General features: G+C 38.8%; 18 protein-coding genes. 12 read left to right on the top strand and 6 right to left on the bottom strand.

Going from position 1 to position 21,974, the window contains the following annotated elements; genetic code table 11:
* Positions 1-2: 2 nt before the first annotated feature.
* From RYL77_RS00190 to RYL77_RS00175, 4 genes are all read right to left on the bottom strand, one after another.
* Positions 3-803, bottom strand: coding sequence for a DUF1189 domain-containing protein (locus tag RYL77_RS00190; protein ID WP_315008943.1), 801 nt, complete (start codon positions 801-803; stop codon positions 3-5).
* Between the two features lie 145 nt (positions 804-948).
* Positions 949-1,791 (bottom strand): sugar ABC transporter permease, encoded by an 843-nt coding sequence (locus RYL77_RS00185; protein ID WP_125420779.1) that lies wholly within the window; start codon positions 1,789-1,791, stop codon positions 949-951.
* Position 1,792: 1 nt separating this feature from the next.
* On the bottom strand, positions 1,793-3,085 hold the full coding sequence (locus tag RYL77_RS00180; RefSeq protein WP_042900153.1) for a carbohydrate ABC transporter permease: 1,293 nt from the start codon (positions 3,083-3,085) through the stop codon (positions 1,793-1,795).
* 111 nt (positions 3,086-3,196) lie between these two features.
* Positions 3,197-4,468 (bottom strand): extracellular solute-binding protein, encoded by a 1,272-nt coding sequence (locus RYL77_RS00175; protein ID WP_315008939.1) that lies wholly within the window; start codon positions 4,466-4,468, stop codon positions 3,197-3,199.
* A 467-nt stretch (positions 4,469-4,935) separates the two neighbouring features.
* Between RYL77_RS00175 and malQ the strand changes: the two genes are divergently transcribed.
* The 8 genes from malQ (at position 4,936) to RYL77_RS00135 (ending at position 13,405) form a co-directional block, all read left to right on the top strand.
* A complete protein-coding gene (malQ, locus tag RYL77_RS00170; RefSeq protein WP_315008937.1) occupies positions 4,936-6,453 on the top strand; it encodes a 4-alpha-glucanotransferase in 1,518 nt (505 codons plus the stop codon).
* A gap of 25 nt (positions 6,454-6,478) precedes the next feature.
* Positions 6,479-8,737 (top strand): glycogen/starch/alpha-glucan family phosphorylase, encoded by a 2,259-nt coding sequence (glgP, locus tag RYL77_RS00165; protein ID WP_315008935.1) that lies wholly within the window; start codon positions 6,479-6,481, stop codon positions 8,735-8,737.
* Positions 8,738-9,092: 355 nt separating this feature from the next.
* Positions 9,093-9,995: a helix-turn-helix domain-containing protein gene (locus RYL77_RS00160; protein ID WP_315008933.1), complete on the top strand. Its 903-nt coding sequence runs from the start codon at positions 9,093-9,095 to the stop codon at positions 9,993-9,995.
* 150 nt (positions 9,996-10,145) lie between these two features.
* Positions 10,146-11,042, top strand: coding sequence for a helix-turn-helix domain-containing protein (locus RYL77_RS00155; protein WP_315008931.1), 897 nt, complete (start codon positions 10,146-10,148; stop codon positions 11,040-11,042).
* Positions 11,043-11,201: 159 nt separating this feature from the next.
* Positions 11,202-11,423, top strand: coding sequence for a hypothetical protein (locus RYL77_RS00150; protein WP_061759704.1), 222 nt, complete (start codon positions 11,202-11,204; stop codon positions 11,421-11,423).
* Positions 11,424-11,464: 41 nt separating this feature from the next.
* Positions 11,465-12,289, top strand: a complete 825-nt coding sequence (locus RYL77_RS00145) for an ABC transporter ATP-binding protein (protein WP_315008928.1) — start codon at positions 11,465-11,467, stop codon at positions 12,287-12,289.
* Positions 12,282-13,031, top strand: a complete 750-nt coding sequence (locus RYL77_RS00140) for an ABC transporter permease (protein WP_315008926.1) — start codon at positions 12,282-12,284, stop codon at positions 13,029-13,031. The genes RYL77_RS00145 and RYL77_RS00140 overlap by 8 nt, the downstream gene beginning before the upstream one ends.
* Before the next feature lie 167 nt (positions 13,032-13,198).
* Positions 13,199-13,405: a hypothetical protein gene (locus RYL77_RS00135; protein ID WP_315008924.1), complete on the top strand. Its 207-nt coding sequence runs from the start codon at positions 13,199-13,201 to the stop codon at positions 13,403-13,405.
* Between the two features lie 105 nt (positions 13,406-13,510).
* Here the strand turns inward: RYL77_RS00135 and RYL77_RS00130 are convergent, their stop codons facing one another.
* The gene (locus RYL77_RS00130) at positions 13,511-14,359 is read right to left on the bottom strand and encodes a putative RNA methyltransferase (RefSeq protein ID WP_315008922.1); all 849 of its coding nucleotides are present in this window, start codon (positions 14,357-14,359) and stop codon (positions 13,511-13,513) included.
* A gap of 150 nt (positions 14,360-14,509) precedes the next feature.
* On the opposite strand from RYL77_RS00130, the gene RYL77_RS00125 reads away from it, so the two are divergent.
* Both RYL77_RS00125 and RYL77_RS00120 read left to right on the top strand, forming a co-directional pair.
* The gene (locus RYL77_RS00125) at positions 14,510-14,788 is read left to right on the top strand and encodes a DUF6110 family protein (RefSeq protein WP_000910909.1); all 279 of its coding nucleotides are present in this window, start codon (positions 14,510-14,512) and stop codon (positions 14,786-14,788) included.
* A 1-nt stretch (position 14,789) separates the two neighbouring features.
* Positions 14,790-16,853, top strand: coding sequence for a heavy metal translocating P-type ATPase (locus RYL77_RS00120; protein ID WP_315008913.1), 2,064 nt, complete (start codon positions 14,790-14,792; stop codon positions 16,851-16,853).
* Between the two features lie 77 nt (positions 16,854-16,930).
* Here RYL77_RS00120 and tyrS read toward each other — a convergent pair whose 3' ends face one another.
* Positions 16,931-18,187 (bottom strand): tyrosine--tRNA ligase, encoded by a 1,257-nt coding sequence (tyrS, locus tag RYL77_RS00115; RefSeq protein WP_315008910.1) that lies wholly within the window; start codon positions 18,185-18,187, stop codon positions 16,931-16,933.
* Positions 18,188-18,328: 141 nt separating this feature from the next.
* Here tyrS and pbp1b point away from each other — a divergent pair, with 141 nt between their 5' ends.
* Positions 18,329-20,782, top strand: coding sequence for a penicillin-binding protein PBP1B (gene pbp1b, locus RYL77_RS00110; protein WP_315008908.1), 2,454 nt, complete (start codon positions 18,329-18,331; stop codon positions 20,780-20,782).
* Between the two features lie 56 nt (positions 20,783-20,838).
* Positions 20,839-21,750 carry a DMT family transporter gene (locus RYL77_RS00105; RefSeq protein WP_315008906.1) on the top strand — a complete coding sequence of 304 codons (912 nt, stop codon included), beginning with the start codon at positions 20,839-20,841 and terminating at the stop codon, positions 21,748-21,750.
* The last annotated feature ends 224 nt before the right edge of the window (positions 21,751-21,974 follow it).

Genomic DNA, 21,974 nt, shown 5'->3' with positions numbered 1-21,974 from the left:
TCCTATTTATGGTAATCTGGATCACGGAAATGTGTTTTATAAAAAATAGTGACCAGATATAGAACAAAAAGAATGTTTTGTACAGTAATGAGGGTTGTCATATTTTGGCCAAATAATCCCAAAATAAGCGTAATCAGAGTTGGCAATCCTAAACAGTTCAAGATAAAATGGTAGCACTCTTTAAAGGTTCTAAATGAAAAGAGGCGTGATTTCTTAGTGATATAAAGGAGAAGACTAGCTCCTAGAGAGACAATGAAGAAATTCAAACCAAAGAGGAAGCTGGCACCGAGAACTAGGAAGAGACTGATATAGACACGATTCTGCTGGTACCAGTCTTTGGAAATTGCTTGGGTCAAGCTGTCCTTGCTTTTGAAACTCTCAGTCTCAATCGCTCGGTAAGAGATGCGGGTCAGTTCTTTACTTTCCTTGCTGATGACTAGTTCTTTTGTATCGAAATGCAGTTGTAAGTCCTTCGGTAATTCCTTGCTTTGGCTTGGACCAATCACAAGAGAAGGCGCTTGACTAGCTGTTCCAGTATATGTTAATTTGCCATCAACAATTCTAGCATGTTCAGAGAGATTCTGAACAACCTCATCTGTCAGAGGTTCATAGACATTATCGATAAAGGTTTCTAGCGGATAAGTCTCCTGAGAGCTGTTTTGGATGGCAATGGGTACCATAGACAAGCTGATAAGGAAGATACTGGTAAAGAGCAGTTGAAACCAGTTGAGCCCGAAACGTTTGGACAGGGGCTTACGAAATCCCCAAATACTTGAAAAATATGAAAATGGATATGGAAGCATAGGTATCTTTCTAAAAGGTGTTTTCTATATGAGTATTATTATATAGAGAAATGTGCTTTATTTCAAGTCTAGGAGACAAATTGCTTGATACAAGGATAGTTTTATAGTCACAAGCTCCAAAATGAAAAAGGGTGGCGGGGATATATTATCCCTTGTCGCCACCACTTGTAAGTCCTGAAACAAAGTTCTTTTGTAGGAAGAAGAAGAGAATACAGATTGGAAGGGCGATGAGGATAGCACCTGCTGAGAAGTAGGCAATCTTCATGTTTTTCACATTGTTAACGAAGGTTTGGAGACCAACGGCAACAGTAAAGTATTCTTTCTCACGAAGCAAGAAACTAGAGAGGATATAGTCTCCGAAAGGTCCCATGAAGGCCCAGAGAGCTTGAACAGCAATCATTGGGCGAACAAGTGGAAGAACAATTTGCCAGAAGCGGCGGAAGTGTCCTGCACCGTCTAGTTTTGCAGATTCGTCTAGAGACATTGGGACTGTATCGAAGTAACCTTTCATCAACCAAGCATTCATCGGGATACCTCCACCAACGTAGAGGAAGATGAGGAACCAGCTGTGGTTAAGGGCGTTCAACATAAGTGCCATAACGAAGAAGGCTGTCAAAGCGGCCATGGTTGGCACCATTTGGATAATCAAGAAGAAGACCAAACTTTGTTTACGAGCCAAGAAGTTGTAACGACTATAGGCATAACCAGCAAGTACGATGATACTTGTTTGAACAGCCATGGTAATCAAGGCGATAATCAAAGTGTTGAGGTACCAAGTGCCGTACAAGGTTTCAGAGAAGAGGCCTTGGAAGTTAGCAAAACTAAAGTCGACGTTGCTGTCTAGTTTAAAGGCTACTACGTTACCAGTCTTGAAGGCTGACATGATAGTAATCAAAAGTGGATAGATAATTACGATTGAAAGGCCAACCAAGTAGAGGTAAGTAAGGGTTTGAGTCAGTCTACGTTTGAGTTTGATTGAGTTATTCATCTTAGACGTCCTCCATATCAAATGCGTGTAGTTTCTTGAATGCGATCATAGAGATTGAGATGACAATGATAGAGATAATCAAGGTAACAGCTGCCGCCATAGAGTATTGAGGAGATGTACCTGTTGTCAAACGGTAGATCCATGAGATCAAGATATCGGTTGAACCAGCTCCACCACCGACACTACCAGGTCCTCCAGCATTAAAGAGGTACATGATAGAGAAGTTGTTAAAGTTGAAGGTGTATTGGCTAATCAAAGTAGGTGCCGCAACGGCCAAGATCATTGGGAAAGTGATGTTGCGGAATTTTTGCCAAGCATTGGCACCGTCAATATAAGCTGCTTCGTAAAGGTCGTTAGGAATAGATTGTAAGATACCCAAAGTCAAAACGTAGATGTATGGGAATCCAAGCCAACCTTGCATCATAATCAAGGCAATCTTAGTCCAAGTTGGGTCTGTTTTCCAAGGAATAAGAGCACCATCAAGGAAAGGAAGGAATTTAGCCAAGATTGGCAATACTTGAGTGTTGATAGCTCCGACACTATCGTTAAACATGTTTGAGAATGTCAAGATAGTGATGAAGGCTGGGACAGCCCAAGGAAGAAGGAAAATAACACCAAAGATACGTTTTCCTTTGATAAATGGTTGGTTAGCAATGATAGCTGTGAAGATACCGATGACGATCTGTAAAGTTGAGGCAGCCAAAGCCCAGATGATGGTCCAAGAAAGAACGGCACCAAAGGCAGAACGGAAGGTACTCAAACTCCAGATGTTCGTAAAGTTGGTCAAACCAACCCAGTCCAACAATTTGTTTGGTGGCAAGTGTTGGAAGTCGTAGTTGGTAAAGGCAATCATCAAGGTTACGATAACTGGAAAGATAATCGCAAAAGTCATGGCAATATAAGATGGAATGATCAAGAGGTAAGGGAAGCCATTTTCATAGATTCCTTTGATCATATCTTTTAGCGTAAGTGGTACTGGAATTCCATTGTTAATACGTTTTGCGATTGTATGTGCATCTTTAATATTTGAGAAATAAAAGAGCACATAAACGACTACAAAGATTAAATGGAAGGCACCACGAATCAGCATAAAGAGTGAATTGTCACGACCTGGCTTGTCACCAAGAGTGATGAGATTGCTTAATTCAGGGGCTGCAAGTGCTAGGAAATAAAGGACAAATACGATGGTTACACCAAGGAAGATAAAACCTTTGGCTTTTTGTTTATTGTAAATCTGTCCTAACCCAGGAATGATAGACAGCAGGGCTGCTTTACTAGGTTGTTGCTTTTCCATAATAACTCCTTTCATAGGATACTGGTTTCTAATCAAAACCTAAACTATATATGTTTTTCTATTGATAAATTCAAAGGGGGATTTGAATTCCACCCCCCTTGAACAAATTTTTTATTCACCAAATTTTTGTTTGATTGTTTCTTTAATCAATGTTACAGCGTCGTTAGCAGCTGTTTTAGCGTCTTTCTTACCGCTTACAGAGTCAAAGAGCATGTTAGCAGCTGGTTCCCAAACTGCAGACATTTGAGAGATGTTTGGCATTGGTTGAGCGTTCTTGAACTGTTTGATAACAGCTGTTGTCAACTCATCGTTTTTACCTTCAGCGTATGAACGAGCTTCAGTGTTAGCTGGGATTTCGTTAGTTTTATCGTAGAAGGCTTTTTGTTGTTCAGTTGAAACAAGGAAGTCTACAAATTTTTGAGCAGCTTCAAGGTTCTTAGTGCTTGATGGGATGATCCAAGCTTTACCACCACCGAATGCTGCGTAGTCTTTTCCGTTTGGAAGAGTTGGGATAGTTGCAACACCGTAGTTTACTTTAGCATCTTTGAAGGCTTGAGCTTTCCAAGGTCCATCGATAATAGCAGCTGTTTTACCTTCTTGGAATTGAGTTTGGATTAAGTTTCCAGCAGCTGTACCATCTTGCATACCTTTAGGCCATTTTTCGTACCAAGATTTAGCATAGTTGATACCTGCGATAGAACCGTCGTTTGCAAGACCGATGTCTTTAGCGTCTTTACCGTTTTGTCCGAATACGTAAGCACCGTTACCAGCAAGAAGTCCGTATGCAAAGTAGAAGTTTGTCCAGTCAGCTAGGAAAGCAGAAGTTTTTCCATCTTCTCCAGCGAATGCGTATTTGCTATCTTTAGCAAGGTTTTCCAAGTCAGCAAAAGTTTTTGGAGCTTCTTTTACCAAGTCTTTGTTGTAGTACATAACAAGTGACTCGATAACGGCAGGAGCACCGTAAACTTTACCGTCAGCAGCTGTTACAAGAGATTTAGTTTTATCATCTGTTTTAGCGCCGTCGCTCAATTTAACTTCTGAAAGTTGTCCGTCAGTACCAAGGCTACCTACACGGTCGTATGGTGCCATCATAACGTCAGCAGCTTGACCTGATTGGTTGTCAAGAGAAAGTTTGTCAAGACCACCAAGTTGGTCACCAGATTTAATGTTAACTTTTGTTCCTGACTCTTTTTCGTAAGCTTTAGCAACTGTTTCAGCGAAAGCTTTGTATTGGTCTTCAACGTAAAGAGTGATTTCTTTCCCTGCAGATGAACCAGCATCAGCAGCTTTTTCAGCAGGTTTGCTTCCACAAGCTACCAAAAGCAAGCTAGCAAGTGTAACAGTTCCAAGCACAGCAGCGCTCTTCATGAATTTAGATGACATAGTGTATTCCTCCTAAAGAATAACAAATTTTATAATGAGGAAACGCAAACGTTTTCCTTTATGGGACTAGTATAACACAAATAGAAAACGGTTGCAAGCGTTTTTTTGAAAAAATTTTAAAAAATTTGACAGAAAAGTAAACGCTTAAACGGCATATAATAGAAGAAAGATTATAAAATGTTTTTCCCCTTATGCATAATTCAAATAGAGAGAAAACGATTGCTTGATTTAGATATGGGAAATAGGCTCAATGTGTTTCGAGATGGAATAAGAGAAGTTTTCTATAAGGTTTTATTTTTTTATAAAGAATATATATACAAGCATGAAGAAAAACCCTTAAAAAAATAATCAAAAAAGTTTTTTAAAACCGCTTGCATTTATCAAAAAAATGAGATATACTAATAATAGCGCAAACGTTTGCGTTCGTAAAAATGAAATAATAACTATAAACACATGAGGTGCTTATTATGAAAAAACGTCAAAGTGGTGTGTTGATGCACATTTCTTCTCTTCCAGGAGCATACGGAATCGGATCATTTGGTAAAAGTGCTTACGATTTCGTTGATTTCTTGGTTCGCACAAAACAACGTTACTGGCAAATCCTTCCATTAGGAACAACTAGTTACGGAGATTCTCCTTACCAGTCTTTCTCAGCCTTCGCAGGAAATACTCATTTTATCGATTTGGATATCTTGGTAGAGCAAGGCTTGTTGGAAACAAGTGACCTTGAAGGGGTTGACTTTGGTAGCGATGCGTCTAAAGTTGATTATGCTAAAATCTACTACGCACGTCGTCCTCTTTTAGAAAAAGCTGTGAAACGCTTCTTGGAAGTAGGAGATGTCAAAGATTTTGAGAAATTTGCTCAAGACAACCAATCATGGCTTGAACTCTTCGCAGAGTATATGGCTATCAAAGAGCATTTTGAAAATCTTGCTTGGACTGAATGGCCAGATGCTGATGCTCGTGCTCGTAAAGCTTCAGCACTTGAAAGCTACCGTGAGCAATTGGCAGACAAGTTGGTTTACCACCGTGTGACTCAGTACTTCTTCTTCCAACAATGGTTGAAATTGAAAGCCTATGCTAACGACAACCACATCGAAATCGTTGGGGACATGCCAATCTACGTAGCGGAAGATTCAAGCGATATGTGGGCAAATCCACATCTCTTCAAAACAGATGTCAACGGTAAGGCAACTTGCATCGCAGGATGCCCACCAGATGAGTTTTCTGCAACTGGTCAGCTTTGGGGTAACCCAATCTATGACTGGGAAGCAATGGACAAAGATGGTTACAAATGGTGGATTGAACGCTTGCGTGAAAGCTTCAAAATCTACGACATCGTTCGTATCGACCACTTCCGTGGTTTCGAATCTTACTGGGAAATCCCTGCTGGTTCCGATACAGCAGCACCTGGTGAGTGGGTCAAAGGTCCGGGCTACAAGCTTTTTGCAGCCGTTAAGGAAGAACTTGGTGAGCTAAACATCATCGCCGAAGACCTTGGCTTCATGACAGATGAAGTTATTGAGTTGCGTGAACGTACTGGCTTCCCAGGAATGAAGATTCTTCAATTTGCCTTCAATCCAGAAGACGAAAGTATCGATAGCCCACACTTGGCACCTGCTAACTCAGTTATGTACACAGGAACACACGATAACAATACGGTCCTTGGTTGGTACCGTAACGAGATCGATGATGCGACTCGTGAGTATATGGCTCGCTACACTAACCGTAAAGAATACGAAACAGTGCCACACGCTATGCTTCGTACAGTCTTTTCATCAGTTAGCTTTATGGCAATTGCAACTATGCAAGATTTGCTTGAATTGGATGAGACAGCTCGTATGAACTTCCCATCTACCCTTGGTGGAAACTGGTCTTGGCGTATGACTGAAGATCAATTGACACCAGCTGTCGAAGAAACTTTGCTTGACTTGACAACAATCTATCGCCGAATCAATGAAAATTTGGTAGAATTAAAGAAATAATACAATATCAGGAGACACCTTAAACATGTTATCACTACAAGAATTTGTACAAAATCGTTACAATAAAACCATTGCAGAATGTAGCAATGAAGAGCTTTACCTTGCTCTTCTTAACTACAGCAAGCTTGCAAGCAGCAAAAAACCAGTTAACACTGGTAAGAAAAAAGTTTACTACATCTCAGCTGAGTTCTTGATTGGTAAACTCTTGTCAAACAACTTGATCAACCTTGGTCTTTACGACGATGTTAAAAAAGAACTTGCAGCTGCAGGTAAAGACTTGATCGAAGTTGAAGAAGTTGAATTGGAACCATCTCTTGGTAATGGTGGTTTGGGACGTTTGGCTGCCTGCTTTATCGACTCAATTGCTACTCTTGGTTTGAATGGTGACGGTGTCGGTCTTAACTACCACTTTGGTCTTTTCCAACAAGTTCTTAAAAACAACCAACAAGAAACAATTCCAAATGCATGGTTGACAGAGCAAAACTGGTTGGTTCGCTCAAGCCGTAGCTACCAAGTACCATTTGCAGACTTTACTTTGACATCAACTCTTTATGATATTGATGTTACTGGTTATGAAACAGCAACTAAAAACCGCTTGCGTTTGTTTGACTTGGATTCAGTTGATTCTTCTATTATCAAAGATGGTATCAACTTTGACAAGACAGATATCGCTCGCAACTTGACTCTCTTCCTTTACCCAGATGATAGTGACCGTCAAGGTGAATTGCTCCGTATCTTCCAACAATACTTCATGGTTTCAAACGGTGCGCAATTGATCATCGAAGAAGCAATCGAAAAAGGAAGCAACTTGCATGACCTTGCTGACTACGCAGTTGTACAAATCAACGATACTCACCCATCAATGGTTATCCCTGAATTGATCCGTCTTTTGACTGCTCGTGGTATTGAGCTTGACGAAGCAATCTCAATCGTTCGTAGCATGACTGCCTACACTAACCACACAATTCTTGCTGAAGCCCTTGAAAAATGGCCTCTTGAATTCTTGCAAGAAGTGGTTCCTCACTTGGTACCAATCATCGAAGAATTGGACCGTCGCGTGAAAGCAGAAGTGAAAGATCCAGCTGTTCAAATTATTGATGAGAGCGGACGTGTTCACATGGCTCACATGGATATCCACTACGGATACAGTGTTAACGGGGTTGCAGCACTCCACACTGAAATCTTGAAAAATTCTGAGTTGAAAGCTTTCTACGACCTTTACCCAGAAAAATTCAACAACAAAACAAACGGTATCACTTTCCGTCGTTGGCTCATGCATGCTAACCCAAGCTTGTCTCACTACTTGGATGAGATTCTTGGAGAAGGTTGGCACCATGAAGCTGATGAGCTTGAAAAACTCTTGTCTTACGAAGACAAAGAAGCTGTCAAAGAAAAATTGGAAAGCATCAAGGCTCACAACAAACGTAAATTGGCTCGTCACTTGAAAGAACACCAAGGTGTGGAAATCAATCCAAACTCTATCTTTGACATCCAAATCAAACGTCTTCACGAGTACAAACGCCAACAAATGAACGCTTTGTATGTAATCCACAAATACCTTGACATCAAAGCTGGTAACATCCCTGCTCGCCCAATCACAATCTTCTTTGGTGGTAAAGCAGCTCCAGCCTACACAATCGCTCAAGACATTATCCACTTGATTCTTTGCATGTCAGAAGTTATTGCTAACGATCCAGCAGTAGCTCCACACTTGCAAGTAGTTATGGTTGAAAACTACAACGTTACTGCAGCAAGCTTCCTTATCCCAGCATGTGATATCTCAGAACAAATCTCACTTGCTTCTAAAGAAGCTTCAGGTACTGGTAACATGAAATTCATGTTGAACGGAGCTTTGACTCTTGGTACTATGGACGGTGCTAACGTGGAAATCGCTGAGTTGGTTGGCGACGAAAACATCTACATCTTCGGTGAAGATTCAGAAACTGTTATCGATCTTTATGCAAAAGCAGCTTACAAATCAAGCGAATTCTACGCTCGTGAAGCTATCAAACCATTGGTTGACTTCATCGTTAGCGATGCAGTTCTTGCAGCTGGAAACAAAGAGCGCTTGGAACGTCTTTACAATGAATTGATCAACAAAGACTGGTTCATGACTCTTCTTGACTTGGAAGACTACATCAAAGTCAAAGAGCAAATGTTGGCTGATTACGAAGACCGTGACGCATGGTTGGATAAAGTTATCGTTAACATTTCTAAAGCAGGATTCTTCTCATCTGACCGCACAATCGCTCAGTATAACGAAGATATCTGGCACTTGAACTAATACTCTTTGAAAATCTCTTCAAACCACGTCAGCTTTATCTGCAACCTCAAAGCTGTGCTTTGAGCAACCTGCGGCTAGCTTCCTAGTTTGCTCTTTGATTTTCATTGAGTATAAGATACAAATTCATACTAATACATTTTGTAAAAAAGCGAGTTTCGATTGAAATTCGCTTTTTTGATACTTGAGTGGAAATAGACCTCAGATACTATATTTAAATGACTCACTTATATAGAGTGTTGGCTTAAAATTATTCCTTATAATTATTTTTATCTGAAAATTGTAAGAAAGTGTGTTAAAATGGAAACGTATACAAGTAGTTGTTTGGATGTCAAATTAGAATTTGAAGAGGCGCATTATGAGTCATTTGGAAATAGGAAAACGAATTCGCACCTTACGAACTGAAAAAGGATTGAGTAGAGAAGCCTTTTGTGGAGATGAAAAAGAACTTACTGTTCGTCAGTTAGGAAGAATTGAAACAGGCAATAACTTGCCCAGCTTAGCCAAACTAGACTATATAGCTGAAGTGTTAGGAGTTTCAATATCTCAGTTAATTGATGAAGGCATGATAATTGTTCCCAAAGAGTATTTAAAGCTAAAAACGAAATTGATTCGTCAATCTATTCATGGAGATGAAGAAAAAATTCGTCAACGTGAGGAAATCTTTGAAGAAATTCAAGAACGTTTTTACGACCAACTTCCTGAAGATGAACAGGTAGCAGTTGAGGTTCTACAGGCTATCGATGATGTATATGTTTCTGAAAACGCTGAATTTGGAGAAGGTTTAATTGAGGAATATTTCAATCAAACTTTGCTACAAACGGAGTATTCTGTAAATGATTTATTGATTTTATATTTATATTTTTTATCAAATGCTATTAGTTTTAAACGAAATGATGACGTTTTTAAAAAAGTAAGAAATAATATCGTGACCATAATTGACTGTTCAGATAACACTTACATGCATCTACTACAAAGAGTATTAATTGCAATACTGTTGTATCAATTGAGGAACGAATATTACGAAGATATCTCTGTCATTTTTAGTTTTCTAAGAGAAATTATGATGGAAATTCAAGATTCAAACTTAAAACCAACGGTAGACTACTTAGAAGCCAAATATTACCTATACGGGGAAAAAGATAAAGAAAAAGCCCTACAATACTATGAAAAAGCTATCAATGGGGCAGAATTTTTTAATGATATAAATTTCAAAAATCGGGTGATAGAGGAGATGAAAGAAGAGTTTCCTGATATGTAAAAAAACTCTCTGTTTATTATGAAGGGATGCTGATATGCAATATGGGTAGCTTTTTCAGGAAAAAGTTAATATATTTGAAATAATAGATGAAAACAAATAGCATAAGTACTTTTATTTTTATGTTCAAAAGACTATTTACAGAGGAATAAGATGAAAAATTTAGAAATAGGGAAAAGAATTCGTACCTTACGGACTGAAAAAGGATTGAGTAGGGAAGCATTTTGTGGAGATGAAAAAGAGCTTACAGTTCGTCAGTTGGGTCGAATTGAAACTGGAAATAACTTGCCCAGCTTAGCGAAACTAGACTATATAGCTGAAGTGTTAGGAGTTCCGATATCTCAGTTAATTGATGAACGATTGCTAATCGTTCCCAAAGAGTATCTAAAACTAAAAACAAAATTGATTCGTCAATCTATTCATGGAGATGAAGAAAAAATCCGCCAACGTGAGGCTATCTTTGAAGAAATTCAGGAACGTTTTTATGACCAACTTCCTGAAGATGAGCAAGTATCAGTTGAAGTCCTACAAGCCATTGATGATGTATATGTTTCTGAAAACGCTGAATTTGGGGAAGGTTTAATTGAGGAGTATTTTGAGCAAACAATGCTGCGAACAGAATATTCGACAAATGATCTACTACTATTGTACTTGTATTTTTTATCTTTAGCGGTTAATGCAGAACGAGATGAAATAACTTTAAAAAAAGTTTGTCTAAATATTGTATCTCAAACAAATTATGATGATACAAACTATATTCACTTGCTTCAAAGGGTGCTAATAGGTTTAGTACTTTATCAGCTTGACATCGATTATCATGAATTTATACCTGAAATATTGAGCATTTTAAGAGAAATTATGATTGACATCGGAGATACTAGTTTAAAACCAACTGTAGACTTCATTGAAGCAAAATATTACTTATACGGAGAAAAAGATAAAGAAAAAGCCCTGCAATACTATGAAAAAGCTATCAATGGGGCAGAATTTTTGAATGACATGAATTTTAAAAATCGAGTGATAGAGGAAAAAAATAAGGATTTTCCATAATTTCAATTTAAAAACAGGACATAAATGTCAGTGGACATTTATGTCCTGTTTTTTTACTCTCGTAAGGTATATACTGTTATTGTAAATAAGTTAAGCAGAACGCAATGCTAGAAACATTTCTATTTAAACGGGATGTAGATTAGCAGGTGGGAGGAAACTATGGCAAAAACAATTGACTATTATATGGATGAAAAGTTTGTCAAGAAGGATTATCTGATTATCAAAAATAGTCTAGATAGCAGACGCCTATGTAAAGTAACACTTGATGAAAAGCTACTAAAATTAGTTCTCTTGCTTCCAAATGAAATGAGAGAAATCAAAATGGACTCCAACTTAAAGCCTAGAATTAGAGTTGTTGACATAACCGATGGGAGTGAGTGAAGTTTCTAAAATAGAAATTAAAATTAGAAAGAGGTAATAAAATGATTAAGGTAGAAAGAGTTACAAAGCGATTTGGAGATAATATTGCTTTAAATCAAATTAGTTTTTCAATAAACGAAGGAGAAATTTTTGGATTCCTAGGTCCATCTGGTTCAGGGAAGACAACAATGATCAATATTCTGACAGGACAGCTACAGGCTAACAGCGGAAAGACAGAATTATTAGGGAAAGATTCTCAAAAATTACTTCCGTCAGATTTTGAAGAGTTAGGTTTAGTAGGTGACACAAGTGGTTATTACGAAAAATTAAATTTGTACAATAACTTGTTGCTATTTGCAAGACTATACGGAGTTTCAAAATCCCGAATTGAAGAAATTCTAAAACAAGTTGGTCTGTATGATAGTAAAGACACTCCAGCTGAGAAACTTTCTACAGGAATGCGTCAACGGATGCTTTTAGCTCGTGCTTTAATCAATTATCCTAAAGTTCTATTTTTAGATGAACCTACAAGTGGGTTAGATCCCACAACCTCAAAGAAGATTCACAAATTACTACAGGAGTTAAAGGAAAGAGGAACAACCATTTTCTTAACTACTCATGATATGAATGAGGCGACTTTATTATGTGATAACCTAGCTCTTTTGAATAAAGGTGATCTTATTGAACAAGGAAGCCCAAGCGAAATTATCCAAAAATACAACACGGAAAAAAAGGTTGCAGTAACTTATAGTGATTCTACTAAAAAGGTAGTGCGCTTTGAAGACTTGCAGCAAGAAGATTATAAAAAAATGATGACGATTCACTCATGTGAACCCACTTTAGAAGATATTTTTATTAAATTGACAGGAGAAAAATTAGATGTTTAAGAGAATTTTAGCCCTTATCTGGTTGAGGACACAAGTATTATTAACAAACAAAAACACTTTGGTACAGGTAGTATTCCCATTCTTTATGGTTCTACTCTTCCAAAATTTTATGAATACAGATGGCACTCAAGGGAAAACACTATTGTTTAGTTCTTTAACAATGGCATTCTCATTTTCTTCTGGGTCAATGATTTCAAACTCTATTGCAGAGGAAAAAGAAAAAAGAATTTTTAAAACACTCATTTTAAGCGGAGTTCGCCGTGGAGAATATCTTGTTTCCGTGTTATTTTATCCTGTAATCTTTGCCTTATCTTCAGTTATTTCCTTCCCTATTATGGTTGAAGTGGATTTCGCAAAAGATTATCCTGTATACCTTGTAGTAGCCTCTCTGGTAGCACTATGTACAATCCTCTTAAATTTAGTGATTGGAGCTATTTCAGAGACACAAACGCAGGCTCAGGTTTATGGTTTGATTCCAATGCTTGGTCTCTCATTCTTGCCGATGTTTTCTCAAGTTAGCTCAGAAATCAAGAAATTTATGGATACAACTTTCTTAGGAGTTTATGTAGATTTCTTTAATAAACCAGATTTCAAGTTGAATTTTGACAGTTTGGGAATCACTTTTGCTTGGGTTGTAGCATTACTTGCCCTTAGTTATTGGGGTTTAAAAAATAAAAAAAGAGTACAGTTTGGGAAACTAACAATTAATCAACTTCAAAAACTAACTTTTTTTAAAGATTAGTGTTAGTAAGCTTTGTAAGAAACCTAGTTTAAAACAATAAACCAGCGCTTAAAATGCTGGTTTTTACTGTCTTCAGCCTTATGTTTCTTTGTAGTTGCTTACCTCATATTGCTTGTATTCGCTTACATAGAGTGTTATAATATGATTATAGGAAAGAAGGTGTTCTTATGTGGAAAAAATATTTTTCAAAATATAAATGGACGGATTTATTTTGGATTGTATTTGTTATTTTGACCTGCCTCTATATTGGTAACCATGATTTGTTTCCTCTAAATCATCAAGAAATCTCTCTTCGAGGTAGTTTCTGGGGGTCTGTACTTGCCTTATATCATTTACTATTCATTGATAAGTTTGTTATATCGAATCGAAAATAAAGATTAGAGCTTAGAATTATTAAATTTCAACTCCCTTTAGATAGATAGTTTAAAAATTGCAATTTAAAACCGCATATCTTCTTGAAATGCGGTTTTTTGTGTCAATTATAGTACTTTCCCAACCAGAATCTCAGCCTCAATAGTAATCTCTGTCAGTTGGCTCCAGTCAATCTTAGTCTGGTCGATGTGAAAGAGGAGAGGAGTCATACTGAGTAGGGCTTGGAGCTGCTCTGCTGTGATAGTTTTAGTCAGAGAGGCAGTTTGACTAGATAGGATGGTAAAGTGTTCTTGGAAATGATTTTTGATATCTTGGTTAGAATAATCCTTGTTTGTCAGTTGGTCTTGTACCTTCTGGCGAATTTCCTTGAGGTGATTTTCCGTTGGGATAACCTTTATCAAGATGCCGTCTTTGGATAAAACGCGACGAAATTCTCCATAGTTGGCAGGCGAAAAGATATCAAGCAGGATATCCATGCTATCGTCTTTTATAGGAAGATGAGCTAAGTCACCCACGAACCAATTGACTGCCCGGTTGGGTTCACTCTTGGCAGCGATTTGGACTGAATCTTTGGAAATATCAAAGGCATAGAAGGTTTTGTCAGGATGACTTTCTTGGAGTTTGCGAGAATAGAATCCTTCGCCACAACCGATATCTAAAATTGTTTTGGCATTTTTTGAGTTTGAAAGTAAGTCAGAGACGGCCTCTAGAATAGCTTGATAAAAGCCGGCTTCTAGGATTTGTTGACGGTTTTGAAAATTTTCCTTGTCGTAGTTAGCAGATTGCTTGATTTGAGGAGCTAGATTGACATAGCCGAATTTTGCCAGGTCAAAAGAATGGCGATTGTTGCATTTGAGACTGCTCTCTAGCAGAGTCAGATTTTCTCGACAGATAGGGCAGGCAAAGGCAGTCGCAGAAGCAAAACGTTGAAGTTTGGGTTTGAGATTTGTATTCATAGTTTAAGTGTATCAAAAGAGGCAAATGAAAGCAACTTTAGGATGAGTTGTAATAGAATTAAATAGTAGTATAATTACTTTTCAAAGTACCAAAATTAAATTGCTTTTATATACAAATTAATATATAATAATAGCTAGGAGGAAATAAGTATGTTAAAAGAAGTATTGACCGTCGCAAAAGTTGCGAAAAAATCATCACTCTTTTTAGGTGGTGTTGCATTTGGTACCCTTGGTTTGAAAATCTTAGCAAGTAAGGAAGCTAAAAAAGGTTATTCTAAAGCTTTGGCTAAGGCTTACAAGTTGAAAGACGAGCTAGATGCATCTGTTTCTGTTGTGAAGCAACATGGAGACGATGTCTTGCAAGATGCCAAATATTTGTACGAGCAAGAGAAAAAAGAAGAGCAATTAGATAGCCTTATAGGAGAATAATATGTCTTTTAAAGTGCTACATAGAGGATACCAACATATCCGACTATCATCTTCTTTTTCACTCACCTTGGATATTCAAGACTATCTTCGTTCCTTGGCGAGAGATGAAAAGGGGATTGAGTCTATCCAATTTTACATGGATCAACAGCACTTTACTCTACGCATAAAAGAAGGCTTCTCTGTATTAGACAATGCAGAAGCCTTTTTAAAAAGAATTGATAAAGGGAAAGTTTCTGAGTTGATGACTCTTCCCATTCGTAGAGAAGAGAGTGCTTATTCTATTGTTTCAGGTGCAGCGATTAAGCGTGTGCTTTTTCGTAGTCTTGTGCCGTCTCCAATTCGCTATATATGGACTTGTTATCAGGCTTTGGGTTATGTTAGAGAAGCCTATCAGACCCTAGCGCGTAAGGAACTAACGATGGAGGTCTTGGACTGTTCGGCGATTTTATTGTCCTTGTTTATGAACCAATCCAAGACGGCTAGCAATATCATGTTTATGCTTGATTTGGGGAATCATTTAGATCAGTGGTCCTTGAAAAAAACTGCAACAGATTTAGAACAAAGCCTTCTTGCAAAAGAGAGCGATGTATTCCTAGTACAGGGCGATACGGTTGTTAGTATCAAGAGTTCCGATGTTCAAATAGGAGATGTCCTGGTCTTATCTCAAGGAAATGAAATTTTGTTTGATGGACAAGTAGTTTCAGGTTTAGGTATGGTCAACGAAAGTTCCTTGACGGGAGAGAGTTTTCCAGTTGAAAAAAGAGAGTCTGATTTGGTTTGTGCAAATACAGTATTAGAAACTGGAGAGTTACGCATTCGTGTAACCGATAATCAGATGAACAGCCGGATTTTACAGCTGATTGAGTTGATGAAGAAATCTGAAGAAAATAAGAAAACGAAACAACGCTATTTCATCAAGATGGCGGATAAGGTCGTCAAATATAATTTCTTGGGGGCTGGTCTGACTTACCTATTAACAGGTTCTTTTTCTAAGGCTATTTCTTTCCTATTGGTCGATTTTTCCTGCGCTTTGAAAATCTCTACTCCTGTAGCTTATTTGACAGCTATCAAGGAGGGGTTGAATCGTGAAATGGTGATTAAGGATGGGGATGTTCTGGAGAAATATCTGGAAGTTGATACTTTCTTGTTTGATAAGACGGGAACAATCACAACTAGCTATCCTATAGTTGAAAAGGTGTTACCTTTTGGGGACTATAGTGAGGAAGATATTCTCAGAATCAGTGCCTGTCTTGAGGAACACATTTATCATCCTATTGCTAATGCCATTGTCAAGCAAGCTGAGATAGAGGGGATTGAACATGAGGAAATGCATGGGAAACTCCAATATATTGCAAGCAAGGGAATCAAATCTCATATAGATGGGCAACCAGTTCTTATTGGGAATTATGTTTTGATGCAGGATGAGCAAATTCATATCAGTTCAGAACAAAATGCTTTAATTGAAGAGTACAAGAGCCACTACAATCTCTTATTCTTAGCCTACCAGAATGAATTAATTGGAATGTTCTGCATTCATACTCCTTTGAGAAAAGAAGCAAAAACAGCCTTGGAGAAACTTAAGGCGCAGGGGAAAAAATTGATTCTGGCAACAGGGGACACCTTGGTTAGAACAGAGGAATTAGTCAAAGATTTGCCCTTTGATCAGGTCTATACAGACTTGAAACCTGATGGAAAATTTGAGTTAGTAGAGGAACTGCAGAAAGCAGGTCACACTATTTTGATGGTTGGGGATGGGTTGAATGACTCAGCGGCTCTAACCCTATCAGATATCGGTGTGGTGATGAATGAGAGTGCAGATATTTCTAAGCAGATGAGTGATATCTTATTGTTAGATAATCGCTTGGATTTCTTCCAAGAGTTGGATTCGCTATCATCATCTTTGCAAAAACTCATCAAGAAGAATATTCAAGATACCGTTGTCGTAAATAGTAGTTTGATTGGCTTTGGCTTGTTTAATTGGCTCAGTCCTTCAAATCTCTCTATCTTACATAATCTAACAACCTTGCGCATTGTACTGCGTAGTCTGTCTATTAAAACTAGATAGATGAGATTTATTAACAGCAAAAAGGAGTTACCTTTCTCGAGGATAACTCCTTTGTTTATAGATAAATGTTGAATAGTTTAGTAAGTCAATACAAAGTATTTTTTCTTACCACGGCGGATAACAGTCAGTTCGTTCTCAAGCTTATCTGCGTCACTCAAGACATAGTCAAGGTCTTGGATACGGTCGCCGTTTACGTAGATAGCTCCGTTTTGGACATCTTCACGGGCTTGGCGTTTTGAGTTAACCACACCAGATGAAACGAGCAGTTCCACGATATTGTGGTTTTCGTCTGCCTGTACTTGGTAGTTTGGCACTCCGCGAAGTCCTTGTTTGAGTTCTTTGACAGAAAGGTTTTTAATGTTTCCTGCAAAGAGTTGCTCAGTGATGTTGAGGGCTTCCTTGTAGGCTTCTTCGCCGTGAACAAGTGTGACAACTTCACGAGCCAAGACTTTTTGAGCCAAGCGTTCGTGTGGAGCTGCTTCAAATTGTTTGCGAATGTCTTCAATCTCTTCAAGTGACAAGAAAGTAAAGATCTTCAAGAAGCGAACAGCGTCTGCATCCATAACGTTCATCCAGAATTGGTACATTTCGTATGGAGAAGTCTTTTCAGGATTGAGCCAGACTGCGTTTCCTTCTGATTTACCAAATTTCTTACCAGTTGCGTCTGTAATCAATGGAACAGTGATTACGTGGCCAGTCTTGTCAGCCTTACGACGAAGCAATTCGGTACCAGCTGTCATATTTCCCCACTGGTCAGAACCACCGATTTGAAGCGTTACATTGTGGTCTTGGTTAAGGACGAAGAAGTCGTAACCTTGCATGATTTGGTAAGCAAACTCAGTGTAAGAAATCCCTGTTTCAATCCGTTTTTTCACAGATTCCTTACTCATCATGTAGTTGACAGTGAAGTATTTTCCGATATCACGGAGGAAGTCAATGAAGCTGATGCTGCCAAACCAGTCGTAGTTGTTGACCATGACAGCCTTGTTTTCTCCATTTTCAAAGTCAAGAAAACGAGAAAGTTGTCCTTGGATAGACTTGACCCAGCCATCTACTGTGTCTTTTGTTTGGAGACTACGTTCAGCATCTTTGAAGGACGGATCTCCGATGAGACCTGTAGCACCGCCAACGAGCGCATAAGGTTTGTGACCTGCCAACTGCAAGCGACGACTTGTCAAGATTGCGACAAGGTGGCCTAGGTGAAGGCTGTCAGCAGTTGGATCGTAGCCAGTATAATAAGAAACTTGACCTTCTTCTAGGGCTTTACGCAAAGCTTCTTCATCAGTCGTTTGAAAAATCAAACCACGCTCTTTTAGCTCATCAAAAATGTGCATGTGTCTTTTCTCCTTTTTAAAAATATTGTTTCTACCTATTGTATCACAAACTTGGGCAATAGCCTAGTAGAATAGGGAAGAAAGTGGCTATTTTATTGAAAGTTTACCTTTTATGGTATAATAGATAGAGTGAGGAAATCCATGCAAAATCAATTAAATGAATTAAAACAAAAAATGCTGGAATTTTTCCAGCTAGTAAAATCAAACATAAATCATAAAAAATCAGAGAAAGTCTCAGAGGAGAAGCAGTCGGATGGAACAGGTGGGCGAATTCTGTCTATCTTAGGGAGCATTTTGGCTGCTATCAAGGGAGTTTTGAATACGCTCTTTATTCTAGGCTTTATTGGTGGGCTTTTTGGTGCTGGTGTAGCTCTTGGTTATGGAGTTGCCTTGTTTGATAAGGCTAAGGTTCCGCCAGCGGAGGATTTGGTCAAGCAGGTCAAAAATGTTTCTTCAATCTCAGAAATTGTTTATGCAGATGGGAGTGTCATTGCTTCTATTGAGAGTGACCTACTGAGAACTTCTGTCTCATCTGAGGAAATATCGGACAATCTCAAAAAGGCTATCGTTGCAACTGAGGACGAACATTTTCTTGAACATAAAGGGGTTGTGCCAAAAGCTGTGATTCGGGCGACCTTGGGAACCTTTGCAGGTTTGGGCTCATCTAGTGGGGGCTCGACCTTGACTCAACAGCTAATCAAGCAACAAGTGGTCGGAGATGCTCCGACCTTGGCTCGTAAGGCTACAGAAATTGTCGATGCCCTTGCCTTAGAAAGAGTGATGGGAAAAGATGAGATCCTAACAGCCTATCTCAATATCGCTCCTTTTGGTAGAAATCATAAAGGGCAAAACATTGCAGGTGCCCAGCAAGCTGCTGAAGGGATTTTCGGTATTGATGCCAACAAGTTGAGTATTCCTCAAGCTGCTTTCCTAGCAGGTTTGCCCCAGAGTCCGATTACTTATTCTCCTTATGAAAATACTGGAGAGTTAAAGAGTGATGAAGACTTAGAACTTGGTTTGAAGAGGGCCAAGGGAGTTCTCTATAACATGTACCGTACGGGTGCTTTAACTAAGGAAGAATACGACCAGTACAAGAATTATAATCTCAAACAAGACTTCTTGCCATCGGGAACTGTTAATGCTGTTTCGAGAGATTACCTTTACTTTACGGCTATGTCTGAAGCGACAGATCGTATGTATGATTATTTGGTTCAGCAGGACAATGTCTCTAGCCAAGAGTTGAAAAAGGAAGCAGTTCAAAAGGCTTATCATGAGCGAGCGGAGCAGGAACTAAGTAAGGGTGGTTACAAAATCACTACAACGATCAATAAAAAAATTCATAACGCCATGCAAAATGCAGTTGCTAACTACGGTCGTTTGGTAGATGATGCGACTGGGCAGCCTGAAGTAGGCAATGTTTTGATGGACAATAAAACAGGCGCTGTTCTAGGATTTGTTGGTGGTCGTAATTACCAGATAAATCAAAACAATCACGCCTTTGACACCAAGCGTTCACCAGCATCGACAACCAAGCCTTTGCTGGCCTATGGTATTGCCATTGACCAAGGATTGATGGGAAGCGCTAGTATCTTGTCTAATTATCCGACAAAATTCTCTAATGGCAATCCTATCATGTATGTAAACAGTCCAGGTACAGGTATGATGACTTTGGGAGAAGCCTTGAACTATTCATGGAATATCCCAGCCTATTGGACCTATCGTATGCTTCGCGAGAAGGGTGTTGATGTCAAGGGCTATATGGAGAAAATGGGTTACGAGATTCCAGAGTACGGCATCGAAAGTCTGCCTATGGGCGGTGGTATCGAAGTTACAGTTGCCCAGCATACCAACGGTTATCAAACAATTGCCAATAACGGTGTCTACCATCAGAAGCATGTGATTTCTAAGATTGAATCATCTGATGGTAGAGTAATCTATGAATTCCAAGACAAACCAGTTCAAGTGTACTCGAAGGCAACAGCAACGATTATGCAGAGCTTGCTTCGTGAAGTGATTTCATCTCGAATCACTTCAAGTTTCCAAACGGACTTGGCTGCTATTAATTCAAACTTAGCTCGTGCAGACTGGATTGGTAAGACTGGTACGACCAATGAAGATGAAAATATGTGGCTCATGCTTTCGACACCAAGATTGACTCTAGGTGGTTGGCTAGGTCATGATGACAACCGCCCAATGGCCAAGGGAGCGGGGCATTATCGAAATGCCAAATATATGGCTCACTTGGTTAATGCTATCCAAGAGGCAGAGCCTGGCGTTTGGGGCAATGAACGCTTTAATCTTGATTCTAGTGTGACTCAATCTCAGGTCCTCAGATCTACAGGGCAGAAGCCGGGTAAAGTAACTGTTAACGGAAAAACGGTGGATCTTTCAGGTTCTACTGTAACGAGCTATTGGGCTAACAAGGCAGGGGCTCCTACGACAAGCTATCACTTTGCTATTGGAGGAAGTGAATCAGATTATCAAAATGCTTGGTCAAGTATTATTGGTAGTTTCTCAGCTACACCAAGTTCAAGTAGTAGTTCTAGCAGTACATCAAGTTCATCATCACCTACACAATCAAATAGTAGAAGATAGGAAAGTGGTATTGATTGCCACTTTTTTCTTTTTTCCTTTCGTGTTACAATAAAGGTATGAATCAGTATCAGAAAAAGATTGTTAAAGGAACCGTTTATTCGCTCTTATCTGGCTTAATATGGGGAATCTGTGGGATTCTAGGAGAGTATTTCTTTACCCATTACCAGGTGTCGTCGGGCTGGATTACCTCTATGCGTTTGACACTGGCAGGGAGTCTTGTACTCATTTGGTCAGCAATGCAATTAAAATTGCAAGTGTTAGATATCTGGCGAGATAAGAAAAATTACCTGCCTTTTTTAGCCTATGCTATTTTGGGAATTTTCTCAGTCCAGTATTTTTTCTATCTCTGCGTAGAATACTCAAATGCTGCGACAGCAACTATTTTACAGTTTATCAGCCCTGTCTTTATTCTTTTTTACAATCTTTTGGTTTATCAAAAACGAGCGTCAAAAAGTGCTATTTTTTATGTTTTGATTGCCATGTTGGGTGTTTGTCTGATGGCGACAAAGGGAGATCTCTCTCAGTTATCTATGACACCACTAGCCCTTATAACAGGTTTGCTGAGTGCCATGGGTGTTATGTTTAATGTCATCTTGCCCCAACCTTTTGCGAAGCGCTATGGTTTTGTTCCGACGGTTGGGTGGGGGATGATTTTGGCAGGTTTATTTAGCAATGTCCTCTCGCCAGTTTATCATCTTTCCTTTACTCTTGATATTTGGAGTATCTTGATTTGCCTTATTATTGCTTTCTTCGGGACAGCTTTTGCTTTTTTTATTTCCATGAAGGCTGTGTCCTTGGTTTCTCCTTTGGTGGTTTCTGTTATCAGTGCCAGTGAACCTCTCTCTTCTGCTCTCTTGAGTGTTTTGTTTTTAGGATTGGTAGTGGATTGGTCTCTCCTTCTAGCTATGGCCTTGATTATTTTACCCATGATTTTCCTATCGATAGAAGAAGCGAAAGAAAGTAAATAAAAAGTCTTTTCTTAATTCTAAAAGTGTGCTATACTAGAATAGTCAATAAAACACGGGGAGATAGTTGTGAAGAGTGTTTTTAGGTTGTATCGGTAGGGGCTTGCTTTTACCGACAGCACGTTTTATCTCACATCCCTAAAAATCATACCTAAAAACAAACAAAAAGGCTTCAAATTTGAGGCCTTTTTTGGTAGAATAGGTATCATTAAAATGAACTAGGAGGC

Origin of the sequence: uncultured Streptococcus sp. (genome assembly GCF_963516515.1) — a bacterium.
In the GTDB taxonomy this organism is placed as follows: Bacteria; Bacillota; Bacilli; order Lactobacillales; family Streptococcaceae; genus Streptococcus.
This window is presented reverse-complemented; position numbering and strand designations above follow the sequence as displayed.

Bases quoted from the DNA above. Each gene is read 5' to 3' on its own strand.
- RYL77_RS00150 (WP_061759704.1), top strand. From the start codon at position 11,202: ATGGCAAAAACAATTGACTATTATATGGATGAAAAGTTTGTCAAGAAG.
- RYL77_RS00105 (WP_315008906.1), top strand. From the start codon at position 20,839: ATGAATCAGTATCAGAAAAAGATTGTTAAAGGAACCGTTTATTCGCTC.
- RYL77_RS00175 (WP_315008939.1), bottom strand. From the start codon at position 4,468: ATGTCATCTAAATTCATGAAGAGCGCTGCTGTGCTTGGAACTGTTACA.
- pbp1b (WP_315008908.1), top strand. From the start codon at position 18,329: ATGCAAAATCAATTAAATGAATTAAAACAAAAAATGCTGGAATTTTTC.
- RYL77_RS00160 (WP_315008933.1), top strand. From the start codon at position 9,093: ATGAGTCATTTGGAAATAGGAAAACGAATTCGCACCTTACGAACTGAA.
- RYL77_RS00180 (WP_042900153.1), bottom strand. From the start codon at position 3,085: ATGGAAAAGCAACAACCTAGTAAAGCAGCCCTGCTGTCTATCATTCCT.
- RYL77_RS00135 (WP_315008924.1), top strand. From the start codon at position 13,199: ATGTGGAAAAAATATTTTTCAAAATATAAATGGACGGATTTATTTTGG.
- malQ (WP_315008937.1), top strand. From the start codon at position 4,936: ATGAAAAAACGTCAAAGTGGTGTGTTGATGCACATTTCTTCTCTTCCA.
- RYL77_RS00125 (WP_000910909.1), top strand. From the start codon at position 14,510: ATGTTAAAAGAAGTATTGACCGTCGCAAAAGTTGCGAAAAAATCATCA.
- RYL77_RS00190 (WP_315008943.1), bottom strand. From the start codon at position 803: ATGCTTCCATATCCATTTTCATATTTTTCAAGTATTTGGGGATTTCGT.
- RYL77_RS00120 (WP_315008913.1), top strand. From the start codon at position 14,790: ATGTCTTTTAAAGTGCTACATAGAGGATACCAACATATCCGACTATCA.
- glgP (WP_315008935.1), top strand. From the start codon at position 6,479: ATGTTATCACTACAAGAATTTGTACAAAATCGTTACAATAAAACCATT.
- RYL77_RS00155 (WP_315008931.1), top strand. From the start codon at position 10,146: ATGAAAAATTTAGAAATAGGGAAAAGAATTCGTACCTTACGGACTGAA.
- RYL77_RS00130 (WP_315008922.1), bottom strand. From the start codon at position 14,359: ATGAATACAAATCTCAAACCCAAACTTCAACGTTTTGCTTCTGCGACT.
- RYL77_RS00145 (WP_315008928.1), top strand. From the start codon at position 11,465: ATGATTAAGGTAGAAAGAGTTACAAAGCGATTTGGAGATAATATTGCT.
- RYL77_RS00140 (WP_315008926.1), top strand. From the start codon at position 12,282: ATGTTTAAGAGAATTTTAGCCCTTATCTGGTTGAGGACACAAGTATTA.
- tyrS (WP_315008910.1), bottom strand. From the start codon at position 18,187: ATGCACATTTTTGATGAGCTAAAAGAGCGTGGTTTGATTTTTCAAACG.
- RYL77_RS00185 (WP_125420779.1), bottom strand. From the start codon at position 1,791: ATGAATAACTCAATCAAACTCAAACGTAGACTGACTCAAACCCTTACT.